A 16,466-nucleotide genomic window follows, 5' to 3' on the forward strand; every position below is an offset into this window, starting at 1 on the left:
GGGTAAATGTAGATAATAAAACGCGAAAAGCCGGTTATACCAATCTGGATGGGGGAGATTATACTTTTAAGGTACGTGTGTCCAATGCTGAAGGTGTTTGGAGCCCGCATAGTATTTCTTTAAAAATTAAGGTATTGCCCCCTTTCTGGAAATCTACTTTAGCTTATGTTATTTACCTGTTGCTGATAACCGGGACCCTCTTTTTTATACGCCGGCGCGGAATACAAAAAATAAGAAGACAATTCATAGCAGAGAAAGAAAAACAGGAAGCAAAATTGATGATTGAACAGGAGCGGCAGGAGATTAAGCGAATGCAGGATCTTGATCAACTGAAAACCAAGTTTTTGACCAACGTAAGCCATGAGTTCAGAACACCGATTTCGCTGATCATGGCTCCGGTCGAAAAAATGCTTACCCGGGCTGATCAGGAACAGCAACAACAGCTGGGCATGATAGGAAAAAACGCCCGGCGACTGTTGAACATGGTAAACCAGTTGCTTGATTTCAGGAAGATGGAAATTCAGGAATTGAAACTACATAGCAAGCCGGGGGATATTGTGAAGTTCATCAACGAGATATACCTTTCATTTACTGATATCGCTGAACAAAAAGAGATTAATTTTATTTTTGATACCTCGATCGATTCGCTGTTTACCAGTTTTGACCGTGATAAGATAGAAAGGGTATTGTTTAACCTGCTTTCAAATGCCTTTAAATTTACACTGCCTGGCGGCCAGGTAAGCCTGTTGCTTAATGTAGATAGCGAAGCCGGCGATGCCCCGCTTGAAATTAAGGTGATTGATACAGGTATTGGTATCCCGCTTGAAAAACAAAGTAAAATTTTCGAACGGTTTTTTCAACACGACATTCCAGAGTCAATGATTAACCAGGGCAGCGGCATTGGCCTTGCCATTACGCATGAGTTTGTGAAGATGCACGGAGGCGAATTAACCGTTGAGAGTGAGCCCGATCATGGCAGTTGCTTTACCGTTAAACTGCCGTTTGTCATCTATAACCGTGGAGATATAGATCTGCCATCGGACGATGACATTGATGAGGAAATCGTAAATGAGATTACTCATATTGAAGATAAAAGTATCGTCAAACCGCAGCGATCAAATAAAAAGCCGGTGGTTCTTTTGGTAGAGGATAACGATGACTTTCGTTTTTATCTGAAAGATAATTTAAAGGATATATATAAATTAGTCGAAGCTGCAAATGGAAAAGATGGTTGGCAGAAAGCGTTATCCCAGCACCCGGATCTTATTGTAAGTGATATTAGCATGCCCGCAATGACAGGTATTGACCTTTGCAAAAAACTAAAGAATGACAGCCGCACTTCGCATATTCCGGTTATTTTGTTAACCGCGCTAACCGGCGAAAGCGAACAATTGAAAGGTCTTGAAATTGGAGCTAATGATTACATAACAAAGCCTTTCAATTTTGAGATACTGCTTTCAAAGATCAGAAATTTATTGACCCTGCAGGACACATTTAAACAAACGTATAAAAAACAGATGAATGTGCAGCTACAGGAAGAAGCTATAGAATCTGAGGATGAAAAGCTTTTCAGACACATTGTTGAATATATTGAGCAGAACATTTCAAATGATAATCTTTCTGTTGAAGAATTAAGTCGCCAGGTGAACATGAGCAGAAGAACACTTTATAAGAAGATGCTATTGCTTACAGGTAAAACGCCTGTTGAATTTATCCGTTCGATTAGGCTAAAAAAAGCAGTCTATTTGCTGGAGAATAGTCAGAAGACTGTAAGTCAAATATCCTACGAAGTCGGCTTTAACTCACCTCACTATTTTACAAAGATTTTTAAAGAAGAATATAATATCCTTCCGTCTAATTACGTCAACATCAATCAACATTCGGCAAAAGAAAATTCCGACCAAAGCTAAAATGAAATCAAATTTCATTTTATTCTAATTTATTTTTTTATATCGGTTCCCCAATACCGTTAACATGTCATCTGTTAAGTAAGGGTCTTCTTACTATTTCAGTTAAAATTTCTTGAACCATCTGTGAAATAAGATAATCAAACTGTTGAGCGATTTTAACTATCTCATTTTCAATTAGTTAAATGCGATTTCCCATTTGTATTATATTCGTTCCCAAACCTGTTATCTCATTTTTTGAACCGCCTGTAGATTTACCTCCCGATAATATGCGCTTTATGCCGTTAACAAACTGTTCGCTGTCACTTCGCATATTCATCAAATTATAAACAAATAAACCGGACTAAATAAAATTTATTACGATGAAAATGCTGCATACCCCAACGTATCGGTTTTTGTCTGCGTGCTTTTGGCTATCAATTGCTGGGATAAAAATAAAAAATTATGCGGCAGCTTTCGCGGACCTGTTTTTCAATTTTTCATTTAATAACCATATAATAAACTGATAATAAATTATGAATAGAGAATAAGATCCAAGTTAAGCCAAACACCAATGTACCAATTATCAAACCTTAAAATCCTTTTAAAAGATGGATAAAAATTTACAAAGAAAAATGAAACACCAGATTTCATTATTTATCACGGGCATGTTTCTTTATTTTTCAGCCCATGCACAAACGGTAAATATTACCGGCAAAATAACAAGCGCCGACGATGGCCAGCCAATGCCAGGCGTAAGCATCAAAATTAAAGGGACGGGCCTGGGCACTGTGTCAAGCATTGATGGTAGCTACAATATAGCGGCTGAGCCGGGAAAAGTACTCGTTTTTAACTTTTTAGGTTATGCAAAGCAGGAAGTAGCTGTGAAACAAGCCGGTGCAATTAACGTCAGGCTCAGTTCAACATCCAGCAATTTGAACGAGGTTGTTGTTATTGGTTACGCTAAAGCGCGAAGACCGGATATAACTGGCTCTATCAGTTCCATAAGGGGCGACGATTTGCGCCAAACTCAACCCTCTACTTTTGACCAGGCCCTACAAGGTAAAGTTGCCGGGGTTGTGGTTCAACAAGTGTCGGGCCAGCCAGGTGGCGGCGTGTCTATTCAAATACGGGGGGTATCTTCCATAAGTGGTTCTAACTCGCCAATGTACGTGATAGATGGTATTATTATTCCCCCGGTTGGCGACCCCGGGAAAGGTGGAAATCCGTTAAACACTATCAATCCTGCTGAAATTGAATCAATAGACGTATTGAAGGATGCTTCCGCGACTGCCATATACGGTTCGCAGGCAACCAATGGCGTAGTTGTTATCACTACAAAAAGGGGTAAAGTCGGACCGCCAACGGTAAGTTATGATTTTTATACAGGTGATCAGGAGTTGCCCAAGAAACTTCCTGTAGTTAACTTGCAACAGCTCGCTACTATTTTGAATGACCGGGCACAAGTTTGGGGCTTCGATGCCAGACCCGAATTCGAAAATCCTCAATATTTAGGTACAGGTACCGACTGGCAAAAAGAACTGTTCCGCAGGGCGCCAATGAACAACCATAACCTAACAATAAGCGGTGGCGATTCCAGAACCCAATATTTACTATCAACCTCGTATTTTGACCAGGAAGGGATAGCCCTTGGATCTGATTTTAAAAGATACTCCGTAAGGCTGAATTTAGATAACAAAACCACTAATTGGCTAAAAGTAGGAACCAGCCTTCAATTGGCCCATGTTTATGAAAATCAAAATACTACTGCCTCGGGCGTAATTAATTCGGCGTTAAACATGACACCAGATGTTCCGGTTCAAAACTCTGATGGCTCCTACGGCGGTGTTACCAACCCGAACGGTTATACTGCACCTGTTCCTAACCCGGTGGCAATGGCCAAGATTGTCACAAACGTAAGGAGAAGGAACCAGATATTTGGCAATGCGTATGCCGAAATACAATTTACTAAAGATTTGTCGTTGCGCAATGAAGTATCCGGTAATTTCGATTTTAGTTCTGAAGATAATTTTAACCCAACTTATAAATTTGGTTTATTTACTAATGGTATTAACAGAGCTAATTCGAACCTAAGCCAAAATTTTTATACGGTAATACGCAGCTTTTTTACTTATAACCATAATTTTAGTAAATATAGTGTAAATGTTTTGGCAGGGCATGAAGCGCAGATGAGCTCTTTCGAAAATGTTGGCGGCTCACGGACAAATTTCCCTTCAAACAATGTGACGGCCCTTAATTCCGGCGATGCGACTACAGCCAGAAATAGTGGCGATAACTCAGGGCCTAACGGTAATGGCGGCTCGGCACAGGAATCCTATTTCGGACGTGTTAATTTTTCCTGGAACGATAAATACCTGATCACCGGTAATATTAGGGACGATGGTTCTTCGAATTTTATGGTCAACCGAAATTGGGCTGTTACCTATTCGGGCGCAGTGGCCTGGAAAATTAACAATGAGGCATTTTTAAAAGGCGTAAAATCTATAAATGAATTAAAGCTCCGGCTTGGTTATGGGCTTACCAACAATCAGGGCATACCCGGCAATACTTTTGTTACCCAACTTTCATCAGTGGCCAATGGCTTATCGGGTACGGCACAGTTTCAAAACAATTTGGCAAACCCTTTTGTAACCTGGGAAAAAACAAAATATTATAACCTGGGCCTTGATGGTACGTTCTTTAACGGGCGGATTAGTTTTTCATTAGATGTTTACGACCGCGAAACAAACGGACTTTTATTAAAGGTACCGTTGCCATTGTACAGCGGTACTACATCAGGGTGGTCGCCTGGATCCATGCAGGCACCTTTTGTCAATATCGGTGCTGTAAGCAACAAAGGGTTCGACTTCCGGGTCAGTTCTACCAATATTAACAGCAAAAATTTTTCCTGGAAAACTGATCTTACATTATCACGCAATGTCAATAAAGTACTTAATTTAGGTTCAGGCGGATCTGATGCTAACTTGAGCCAAACCTCTTATGTGATTAACGATGTGGTGGAAAAAACGATGGTGGGGCAGCCCATCGGCGAATTTTATGGCTATGTATTTGATGGCGTATTTGCAACCTCTAATGATTTTCTAACACATGCCTTGCCAGCTAACCAAGCTGGGGTACCTTATCCGGTTTCTGCGGTAGGGGGCGGTATTTGGTACGGCGACCGCAAGTTTAAAGATTTGAATGGCGACGGCATTATTGACTCAAGGGACGAAACTTTTTTGGGTTCCCCGCTCCCAAAATTCCAGTATGGCATCAATAATACATTTAGATACAAAAATTTCGACCTGAATTTTTTCTTCAGCGGCAGCTATGGCAACAAAGTATTTAATCAACTGGCTGTAGCACAAAGCAATCCGCAAAATAATAGCACCTATTTTACATCAGTATTAAATTATGCCCATTTGGCTTTAATTGACCCAGCCGGCTCGGCATCCGATGTTAACAATGTATATGTTACTAATCCGAATACAACCACTGTGGGGTTGAGAAACGACAATACCAACGGTAATAACCGTTCTAATAGTCTGTTTATCGAAGATGGGTCATTCCTGAAGTGCAAAAATATCACCTTGGGTTACCGATTGCCAGAAAGTATTTTGTCGAAAATATACGTGCGCTCAATCCGGGTTTATGGTACAGTGGCCAACGCCTTTACAATTACAAAATATACCGGCATGGATCCTGAAATTGGTTCATGGAACCCACTCCAGGCAGGCTGGGATGGTGGTTATTATCCTCAGCCAAGAGTATTTACTATTGGTGCCAGTATAACATTTAACAAATAAGGAATCACCAATTAAAAAGGATATTTATGAAACCAATTAGTAAAATGATAATTTTTTTGGTATTTGCAGCAGCAATTGCCGGATGCAAAAAGAGTTTTTTGGAACGCCCTTCCAACTCGCAGATAAGTTCTAATAATTTTTACAAAACTACTTCCGATTTAAGGCTGGCCACAGCAAACCTATATGGCGGTTCTGAGTGGTGGCAATTTCATTCTGCTTCTTTGTTGCCAATTAGTGACGCATTGAGCGGAAATGGCTATAAAGGATATTATCAGGATTTACATGAGCTTTTTACGCGTACCATTACAGCGCAAAATGGCATTGTATCGCAAGCCTGGATAGGCTTGTACAACGTTATCGCACAATGTAATACGGTTATCGATGCGATTCAAAGCCAGGCATCATCTTCAATTTCCGTTTCTGATAGAAATGCCGCCATTGGCGAAGCTAAATTTATCCGTGCCGTAGCCTATTATCATTTGGCAGTTTACTGGGGCGCCGTACCTATTATTGAGGATAACAGTAAGCTAATACAAAACTCCTTGCTTAACCGCAATACTGTTTCGGATGTTTATAAATTTATTGCCAATGACCTGACTTACGCGGCGCAAAGCCTTCCGGCGAAAGATGTAGCTGGCAGGGTAACCACATGGTCGGCGCAAGGGATGCTGGGCAAAGTATATTTAACCTGGGCGGGCTTGGGCAAAAGCGGCTCACGCGACCAGGCATTGCTGGACAGCGCCAAAAAATATGCAGGCAATGTGTGTAATAACAGCGGCTTGTCTTTGCTTCCCAGCTATTATGATCTTTTCACGGTGCAACACAACGATGTCCCCGAAGATTTATTCTCCCTTCAATGGGCGGGAGGCGTGGGTTATGGCAGTGGCAACACCTGGGCCGGACTCCTTGCGCCAAGCACCGCTGTAACCGCGCAGAAGGAAGGTGCGTGGGGTACCATACAGATCACCTACGACTTTTATCTGGCATATACAGCGCAAGATAGCCTAAGGCGCAGAGCCACTATTATGCTCACCGGAGATCATTATCCTGAATTGAATGCTGCGGGTGGTGGTTATACGGCAACACAGGTGAGTTTGAAAAAACACATTATCGGTAACGAGAAAGATAACAACTTGCCAACAATGGATATTTGGTCATCTCCCGAACATAATGCAATGCTTAGGTTGGCCGATGTGTACCTGATATATGCCGAAGCCATTTTGGGCAACAATGCAACCACTTCCGATGGTACAGCCCTGAGATATTTTAACGCGGTGCGGTCAAGGGCTGGGGTGAATCAGGCTTCGGTGTTAACCCCTGCAACCATCCTAAATGAAAGAAGAATTGAACTGGCTTTTGAGGGGCAATATTGGATAGACCTGGTACGGCTTTCTTATTACGACCCCGCAACGGCTATCAATATCCTCAATAACCAGCAACGCGTTACATTCAGTTATAAAAGTGGGGTTGCAACACCAACAACAGCGGGTAATGATGGCGGGCCGCAAACTGTTAATCCGGCAACAATAGACTCATTTACATTGCCAATACCGGCATCAGAGGTGACCAGCGACCCCAAATTGCTGAACCCGCCGGTACCTTATTATTAATTTTTTAACAGCTAAATTATATTAAAATGAAAAGAAATTTAGACATCCGCTTGTATTTTTTGCCGCTATTTTTGATGATGGTGGCTTTACTGCCGGCTTGTAAGAAAAATACCGAGAGTTCTTCTATCCCCCCAGTTATTACAAGCGTAAGATTGTATCATGCGGCAGGTAAGGATACGCTTTTGAGTACTGGTGATCCACAAACTGATCCTACCTGGTCAGGTGGATCATACAAATATGTGGTTATAATTGGGCAGAATCTGAAAAATGCAACAGAAATTGAGTTCGACGGCGTTTCTGCATCCTTTAACCCTGCGTTATTAGCATCGGGAAGCGCGGTGGTACGAATACCAAACATCATATATTCAAAAATTGACACTGCTAAGCTCTATACCTTAACCTATAAAACACCGGCAGGTTCAACAACCTTTTCTTTTAAATTAGGGCCTGCGGCACCTGCTATTTACGCTATATCCAATGTATTTGCTAACCCCGGCGACTCGGTTTATCTTTTTGGTGCCAATTTAGTGCTGGTTCAAAAGTTTGTATATGGAGGAACCCCAATCACAAAGTTTAATTCGAGCCTTTATGGCGACTCCCTCGGCTTTTTGATGCCGGCAACGACATCCAACAAGCTAGTAACCGTAACTACTAAGTCTGGTACCGTTATGGATACAATAAGAGCCACACCAGTTACTTCCTGGATTTCCAACGAAAATCCCAGCCCTGGCGATTCGGTTTATATTTATGGCACTTATTTTAAGGAAATTCAATCGCTAACCTTTGCGGGTACCGCAGTTACTACTTTTACAACATCAAAAGATACAAAGTCTGTTGGTTTTGTTGCGCCTGCGCTATCGCAAAGCGGACCGGTATCCATTACCACAACGTACGGCACGGGTACTACTCCTTACAATGTTTATACTCCAACATATCTAAAAAACGGTGTTATAGAAAATATGGATGGTTCTGGTGTTCTTTATGCGGATTATGGTGGTAATGCTTCTGGCTGGGGCGACGGTGTTGGTGGTATTGATGCTCACAGCAATAACCGATACGGCTGGTTTACAGAAACAACTGCCTTTAATGGCGTAATGGGCACAAACCATACTATGTTTATTTTTGTGAATACCGGTGTTTTGAGTGGCGGTTCTTCTAATGGTGGTATTATTTTAACAAGTAATCAATGGGTACCAGCAGCCAACCTTACTGACGCCCCGGACAACTGGGCCTTGAAAATGGAAATAAGTGTACCGACAGACTGGAATGGTGGTGCACTGGATATTAAAACAGATGTAGGCGGCTATATATACAGATGGGAACCATGGAAAACCGGAAAAGCGTACAAAACAAAGGGGTGGGTTACTATAACTATCCCGTTGTCGTCGTTTCGTGCAAGTAATGCATTGGGCGAGGGTATGGGAGCTCCCTTAACTAATATCACCGATTTGGTGGGCTCATCAGGAAAAGCCGGCGCTTACCTATATAGGCATAATTATGACGCAGCAACTACAACAACTGGCTTTTATGCTGCATTCGATAATATCCGTGTTATAAAAATTAAATAAGCTAAAGCCTCCACGGCAGCATATCGCTGTGGGGGCTTTTTGCCTCGAAAAATATTTGTTAAAAAGAATAGGAAAACGAAACGAGGGAAATAGGGAAGAGAGCTTAGGAGATGTTTATGCAATTTTTAATTAAATGATAGAACAAAATGAAAAAAATGTATTTTTTTAAATCCGCAGTATTTCTTGCTGCGATTATCGCACTTTTCGCCTGCACAAAGGCGAAAACTCCGGCACCGGCCCTCACGGTTAGCCTGTCGACGATTTCTTTTGCGCCCGAAGGAGGAAGCCAGGACATAACCGTTACCAGTAATGCCGACTGGAGCGTAAGCAGCCCCGCTTTTTCATGGCTGCAATTAAGCGCAACTGCCGGCAAGAGCGGGAGTACCGTTATTCATGTGACGGTGACGTCGCCAAATGGAACCGGGGCAAGCCAGTCGGCCATTTTAAACATAAGTTCATCAAATGGGCAGGCCAGAAGGGTGACGGTTACCCACGCCCCCACCATATACCCAAGTTATAACACCTCGCCAATAGCGCCAGACATGACCGGAATGACCAGTACTGCCGTGCAACTGGCTGCAAAATTTCAAATGGGAATAAATTTTGGCAATACCATGGAATCCCCAAACGAAGGTGATTGGCAGAGTAGTAAATTGACCCTATCGTATGTGAAATATGTAAAACAATTAGGTTTCAATTTTGTACGGCTTCCCTGTAACTGGGTTTGGACTCATTTAAGCGATCGAAAAAAGGCAACAATTGACCCTGCGTGGCTTGCGCGGGTGAAAGAAGTGGTTGGATGGTGTGTGGCTAATGATATGTATGTGATACTGAATTCTCACGATAGTGCCAATGCCAATGCAATTAAGCAAGATTCTGTTAATGCGATGCAAAAGGCGATTTGGGAGCAGATTGCTACAACCATGCGCGATTTTGATGAGCACCTTATTTTTGCCGGCTTGAATGAACCTCCGGCTGATAATGCCGCGCAGATGGCCATACTTAATGGTTACCACGAAACATTCATCAAAGCAGTTCGCTCTACCGGGGGCAGGAACAGTTACCGGGTGCTGGCGGTGCAGGGGCCTCACACTGATCCTACTTTAACTACTAATTTGATGACTACGCTTCCTCACGACCCGGTACCTAACAAGTTGATGCTCGAGGTGCATGACTACACGCCCTATGCATTTACCATTCTGGCGGATGGAGATGCAAGCTGGGGTAAGATGCTTTACTACTGGGGCGCCGGGAATCATTCTACTATTGAGCCAGACCGTAATGCCACCTATGGAGAAGAGGATGCGATCACTACTGAATTCCAGGCGGTGAAACAGAATTTTATTGACAAAGGTATCCCTGTGATACTGGGTGAATATGCAGTCTGGAGGAGGACTGCCGCCGTCACCAACCCCAATTATCTTCCTAAGGATATGGCTATGCACAACAAGTCTGTGGATTACTGGACAACTTTTGCGACCAAAACGGCTAAAGCGGATGGTCTTATGCCATTCTGGTGGGAGGTAGGTTTTCTCCTAGACAGAAGTAATAATGTGATAAAGGATCAGCCTATGTTTGATGCCCTTAAGGAAGGATATAAGTAAAAGTAATATTGAACTAAGGCTTTCCCGGGATAATAGTACTCTATGAGCCGAAAGGAGAAGTATGAAAATAATGCATCAATAAGCAATAAAAAGAACATGAATAGACAGGTAATAACAAGCCTACGTAAGGTAAGCCTAGCCTTAAAAGCACAAAGACCTGGCAGAAGCCTTAATGCTACGCAGCAGGAGGTTTTCAGGTTTTTTCAAACAAATAATGAATAATTTTTAAACTATAAATTAATATTTAAAACACAAGTAAAATGAAAAAAATCGCACTATTATTTTTGGCTCTTACAACAGGGATGTTAGCCAAAGCACAGCAAACTGTGTATGCCGAAAATTTTGAATCAAATGTAGCCGCCGTTAGTGATCGCTATACGTATACATTTGCACCATCTACAAAGGCAGGAACATGGAATGGTGGAGTAAATTTAAAAACCGCTGGCGATGCCAATATAAATTTGCGTCAAGGGTGGGGTGACGGATTTGTATTGAAAATAGAATTCAAAGGTGCTCCTGTTACCATACCTAATATCAATGTGGCTGGTTTTACAAATTTAAACCTGTCTTATGAATTTGCTGTTGAAGAAGGTGCAGATGCTGTAAAACCAAAAATTGAAGCAAGTATTGATGGCGGTGCTTCTTGGGTAACTCTACCTACAGTTGCCAGTGGTGCAGGGTGGAATAAAGAAGCAAAATCGGTTGCTTTGCCTTCGGGAAATTATAAAACAATAAGTCTCAGAATGAATCCTAATACTGAAACTTCTAATGCTATAATGTTTGATAATATTATAATTACTGGAACGAAGTAAGCCTGGCTACTGAATCGAACCAATCATGTGACAATTCAATTAAGGTTTAGATTGAAGGAGTAAAATCAAATTACTTCTTCAATCATTTAAGTTGGTTAAAAATAAATCATTGAATTTTTTATATGCAGGCCAGACGCATTACTATTGAGCCAGACTGCAACGCCGCTTTTGGAGAAGATGATGTGATCGATTCTGAATTCCAAAAAGATAAAACGGAAGTTTGTTGATAAGGGTATTCCTGTGGTGCTGGGTGAATATGGAACCTGGAGACGGACTCCCGAAACCAACAGGGGTAATCCTAAGGATATGCCGATGCACAACAGGTCTGTGGAGTACTGGCTAACTTATTTGACCAAAACCAGGAGAGCGAATGATCTTTTACCATTCTGGTGGGAGGTAAGTAATGGTTTTGACAGAAAAAATAATGTGGTTAATGACCAGCGGATGGTAAATGCCATTACTGCAGGATATAAGTAAAATTTAATGTTAGCCAGAGGCAAATAAACGCTGATTCAACAATCCTCAAATTATCCTGGATAATTAATAAAAAATGTTATCAGATGTTTTTAGTGCGGAGATTATTTATAAAAAGTTTAGTTATAGACAAAAATGAGAAAAATGTATTTTTTTAAATCTATAATATTTCTTAGTGCGATTATTATGCTTTTCGCCTGCACAAAGGCGAAAACTACCGCGCCGGAACTCACGGTTAGCATGTCGGCGATTACTTTTGCGCCCGAAGGAGGAAGCCAGGACATTACCATTACCAGCAATGCTGATTGGAGCGTAAGCAACCCTGCTTTGTCATGGCTGCAATTAAACACTACATCCGGCAAGAGCGGGAGTACCGTTATTCATGTGACAGTGGCGTCGCCAAATGGCACCGGTGCAAGCCAATCTGCAATTTTATATATAAGTTCGTCAAACGGGCAGGCCAGAAGGGTGACGGTAACCCAGGCTCCCACCATATACCCAGGTTATAACACCTCGCCTATAGCGCCAGACATGACTGGAGTGACCAGTACTGCCATGCAACTGGCTGCAAAAATGGGAACGGGAATGGGAACAAATATTGGCAATACCATGGAGCCCCCAAACGAAGCTGATTGGCAGAATGGTAATAAAATTACCGAATCATATATAAAATATTTGAAAGCAACAGGTTTCAGTGCGATACGACTTCCTTGTTCATGGAATTGGAATCATCTAAGCAACCGGAAAAAGGCAGCAATTGACCCTGCATGGCTTGCCAGGGTGAAAGAAGTAGTTGGATATTGTGTGGCTAATGATATGTATGTGATAGTGAATATTCACTGGGACAACGGCTGGCTGGAAAATAATATTACCGATGCTAAGAAAGATTCTGTTAATGCGAAACAAAAAGCGCTTTGGGAACAGATAGCTACAACCTTGCGTGATTTTGATGAGCACGTTTTGTTTGCCAGCGCAAATGAACCTTCGGCTGACAACGCCGCGCAGATGGCCATATTGAATAGTTATCACGAAACATTCATTAAGGCAGTTCGCTCTACCGGGGGCAGAAACGCCTACCGGGTGCTGGTTGTGCAGGGGCCTCACACTAATATTTCTATAACTGCTACTTTGATGACTACTATGCCTCACGACCCGGTACCTAACAAGTTGATGCTCGAGGTGCACGACTATACCCCTGTTACATTTACGATACTAACAGATGGAGATGTAAGCTGGGGCAAAATGGTTTACTACTGGGGCGCTGGGAATGTTTCTACTATTGAGCCAGACCGCAACAACACCCCTGGAAATGGAGACGAGGCTGCGATCACTGCTGAATACCAAAAGATGAAAGTGAATTTTGTTGATAAAGGTATCCCTGTGGTGCTTGGTGAATATGCAGCCCCGAGGAGGACTGACCCTAACAGGCCTATGCCTAAGGATACGTTGATGAACAACAGGTCTGTGGACTACTGGGCAACTTTTACGACCAAAACGGCTAAAGCGAATGGTATGCTGCCATTCTGGTGGGAGGTAGGAAATATGTTAGACAGGGCTAATAATGTGATAATAGACCAGCGCATGTATAATGCCATTAAATTAGGATATAAGTAAAATTAATGTTGGGTTAAAGCTTTTACCGGAAGAGCGGTACCGTGAACAGATTAGACAGTACCGTTTTCTGCTTGACGTATATGACTGGTATTGAGTGTGAAAAGATAAATTAAACTAACAAAAATGAACAATACAATAATATGAAAAAGGGCCTTGCTATATTTTTAGGTTTACTATTTTTGGTCACATTGCCTTCTTTTTCCTTTAAGAAAAAAGAGATTGAAACTAAACTCACTGTTTCTTCCCTGCAAGTTGTTTTTGAGCCGGAAGGAAGTCGTTCTGATGTTTCTATCACTGGCAATGCTAATTGGACAGCGACAGCCAACATTTTACTTCCGTGGTTAACTATAAGCCGGTCATCGGGAGGTCCGGGAAATGTTACGCTTAAATTAACCGCGAACGCTAACAACACGGGGGCTACCCGCGGGGCGATAGTGACTATCAAAGCTCCGAATAGTGTTGACCGGCAAATTCAAGTTACACAGCCAGATATAGAGGTTAATGGAGGCCTGGAAGCAAAATTCGCAAGAGCTTCGCCGAAACTTCTCACCAATAATGCGAATCCTTTATTAGATTTTATATTTACGGCCGACCCAACAGCTGTAGAATACAATGGAAGAATTTATGTGTATGCCACGAATGATCATGAACAGTATGAGCATGTAGGAAAGGATGGGAAAAATTCATACGAGCATATCCGTACACTGGTCATGATGTCTTCCGATGATATGGTCAACTGGACTTATCATGGCCTCATAAATACAGCAAAGCTGGCACCATGGAATCAGAATTCCTGGGCGCCTTCCATTGAATCCCGGCTGGAAGCAGACGGCAAAACGCATTTCTATTTGTATTACTCCAATGGCGGTGGTGGCTCAGCCGTGCTTACTTCCACCTCTCCCGTTGGCCCCTGGAAAGACCCATTAGGAAAGAACATAGTCGACCGCTCCGTTCCCGGTGTGGATGTCGGTGCTCCGTTCGATCCCGGAGTTGTGATTGACGGCCAGGGTACAGGCTGGCTGGTTTTTGGAGCCGGAACGCCCAAAACAAAATATATGCCGGATAATGCCAGGATTGTCAAATTAGGAGCAGATATGATCAGTTTGGCCGGCAGTATCTCTAAGATACCCGCTCCTTATTTTAATGAGGCCAGCGACCTTAACTTTATCAATGGAACCTGGGTTTATAGCTATTGTACGAGTTGGGATGAACGCACTGAATGGCCTTATAGCAATATTGCTAAACCAACCGCATGCAACATATCTTATATGACGAGTAAAACACCCTTAAATCCGGATAGTTGGAAGTATCGTGATAATTACTTTAAGAATACCGGCGAGGTTAATGTGGGCCCTTTTACAAACAATCACACTCACGTGTTCAAGTTTAAAGACAAATATTATCTTGCCTACCATGCCATGTATTTACAGGATTACTTTAACACTAAGGGTGGTTTTCGTAATGCGGGTATCGAACCAATACAGGTAGACGAAGGGAGTGATGTGGCTTTCCCCATGGTCAGCGCAACTTTTAAAGGCCCCTTACAACTTAGCCTGTTAAATCCATTCGTTGTTCAGCAAGCAGAAACCACGGCGGGCACTTCGGGTCACGTCCAGTTCGATACTGTTGGTATTGTGGGTAATATGGTTGCCAAAGGAACGATAGATAAACAATGTCTCATGGTGCGGGGAGCCGATTTTAGCAAACAGGTCCCTGCCAAATTCGAAGCCCGGGTTAAAGGAACAGGTAGAATAGATGTTTATGTAAATAATCTTAAAGGCCCGGCTATTGTTTCCCTTATGTGTGATGCGAAGGACTGGACTACGCTCTCCAAACAAATAGGACTGAACATGCCTAAAGGAGTGGGGAATATCTATTTTGTATTTAAGGGAGAAGGCTTTTTGTTTGATGAATGGAAATTTTATTAAGTCCGGTTGTTGGTTTATTGATGCTATTTATAAGTAGATGTCCAATCAAAACGGGCTGTTACTGCCAATTCAGTGGAGCCGTTAAGCCTTTGTTTTGGGAGCTGGGTAAGTTGCTTGATCAGCGTATGATGGATGCCATTAAGCAGTGTATAACCAGTAATGTTGGATTAAAGCTTTTTCTAGAATAGGGATGCTGTGAACATATTAGTCAGTACCGTTTCCCGGTGAATTAAATAAGAGAGAGTTTAGTTGAATATAAGTGGATGCCTGGGGCCTTTACCGAGAGGTCCCGGCATTTTTTAACTCTGACGATTCTGTTTTCAACATGACGGAAATCAACTGTGAGCTATTTGAACGCATGACGATTGCCGCCGCAATAATACCTGGTTAAAAAAAGAGAACATGGAAAATCAAATTAATTCAAAAGCGCCGGAATTAGATAAAAGTGAAATTGAAGCTTTGATAGAGGATTTTGATACAATTGGGATGTTGCTTAAGGAGCACCTTACTATTTTCAGCAACCCTATCTTAACTCCGAAATCGAAAAAAATGTGTAACGAGGGCCTGGTCCTCATTAAGAAGTTTACTCAAAAATGTTTAGAACATTATGGGATTTAAAATATTATGGGATGCTCCCCCAAATTTGATATCCATGGGGAATAATACCTGGTTAAAAAAAGAGAACATGAAAAATCAAATGATTTCAAAAGCGCCAGAATTAGATGAAAGTGAGATTAAAGCTTTGATAGAGAATTTTGATACGATTGGCATGTTGCTTAAGGAGCACATTGATATATTGAGTAACGCTACCTTAACGCCTCAGTCGAAAAAAATGTGTAACGAGGGCTTGGTTCTTATTAAGAAGTTCACTCAAAAATGTTTAGAACATTATGGGTTGCGTTACCTTCCAGAATAAGGTTTCAACTACGCGCTATGTGGATATGGATAGGCACACGCAGTTAAACAGGTAACAAATTAAAACAAAAAAATGTTGACCGCATGGTGTTAGTACTGAAATTAACAGGCAGTACTGGGGGTATTCGGATTGGACCATTGATTCGTCAACGCGCTTTCCTCCGGGAAAAGCCCTTGCCGCGAGCAGGAATTTAAAGCAGGGACTGGTGAAAATTACGGCCGCAAATAAATAGTATCGGGGGGAAGAAA

Annotated in this window: 11 protein-coding genes; all 11 read left to right on the top strand. The window is 42.1% G+C overall.

Annotated elements, in window-relative coordinates; genetic code table 11:
* The coding region (locus tag AC1DXF_RS28455) for a hybrid sensor histidine kinase/response regulator transcription factor (RefSeq protein ID WP_477452077.1) at window positions 1-1,910 on the top strand (1,910 nt) is incomplete at its 5' end.
* A 611-nt stretch (window positions 1,911-2,521) separates the two neighbouring features.
* On the top strand, window positions 2,522-5,692 hold the full coding sequence (locus tag AC1DXF_RS28460; protein WP_477452078.1) for a SusC/RagA family TonB-linked outer membrane protein: 3,171 nt from the start codon (window positions 2,522-2,524) through the stop codon (window positions 5,690-5,692).
* Between the two features lie 26 nt (window positions 5,693-5,718).
* On the top strand, window positions 5,719-7,302 hold the full coding sequence (locus AC1DXF_RS28465) for a RagB/SusD family nutrient uptake outer membrane protein (protein WP_477452079.1): 1,584 nt from the start codon (window positions 5,719-5,721) through the stop codon (window positions 7,300-7,302).
* Window positions 7,303-7,328: 26 nt separating this feature from the next.
* Complete coding sequence (locus AC1DXF_RS28470; RefSeq protein ID WP_477452080.1) at window positions 7,329-8,870, top strand: glycan-binding surface protein; 1,542 nt, start codon at window positions 7,329-7,331, stop codon at window positions 8,868-8,870.
* 155 nt (window positions 8,871-9,025) lie between these two features.
* Entirely contained in the window at window positions 9,026-10,474 is a 1,449-nt protein-coding gene (locus AC1DXF_RS28475) for a cellulase family glycosylhydrolase (protein ID WP_477452081.1), read from the top strand.
* A 260-nt stretch (window positions 10,475-10,734) separates the two neighbouring features.
* Complete coding sequence (locus AC1DXF_RS28480) at window positions 10,735-11,286, top strand: hypothetical protein (protein WP_477452082.1); 552 nt, start codon at window positions 10,735-10,737, stop codon at window positions 11,284-11,286.
* Window positions 11,287-11,598: 312 nt separating this feature from the next.
* A complete protein-coding gene (locus AC1DXF_RS28485; protein WP_477452083.1) occupies window positions 11,599-11,763 on the top strand; it encodes a hypothetical protein in 165 nt (54 codons plus the stop codon).
* A 183-nt stretch (window positions 11,764-11,946) separates the two neighbouring features.
* Window positions 11,947-13,374 (top strand): cellulase family glycosylhydrolase, encoded by a 1,428-nt coding sequence (locus tag AC1DXF_RS28490; RefSeq protein WP_477452084.1) that lies wholly within the window; start codon window positions 11,947-11,949, stop codon window positions 13,372-13,374.
* A gap of 140 nt (window positions 13,375-13,514) precedes the next feature.
* Entirely contained in the window at window positions 13,515-15,302 is a 1,788-nt protein-coding gene (locus AC1DXF_RS28495; RefSeq protein WP_477452085.1) for a family 43 glycosylhydrolase, read from the top strand.
* A 402-nt stretch (window positions 15,303-15,704) separates the two neighbouring features.
* A complete protein-coding gene (locus AC1DXF_RS28500) occupies window positions 15,705-15,920 on the top strand; it encodes a hypothetical protein (protein WP_477452086.1) in 216 nt (71 codons plus the stop codon).
* Complete coding sequence (locus tag AC1DXF_RS28505) at window positions 15,910-16,218, top strand: hypothetical protein (RefSeq protein ID WP_477452087.1); 309 nt, start codon at window positions 15,910-15,912, stop codon at window positions 16,216-16,218. The genes AC1DXF_RS28500 and AC1DXF_RS28505 overlap by 11 nt, the downstream gene beginning before the upstream one ends.
* The last annotated feature ends 248 nt before the right edge of the window (window positions 16,219-16,466 follow it).

Source organism: Mucilaginibacter sp. P2_A5 (assembly GCF_056404995.1).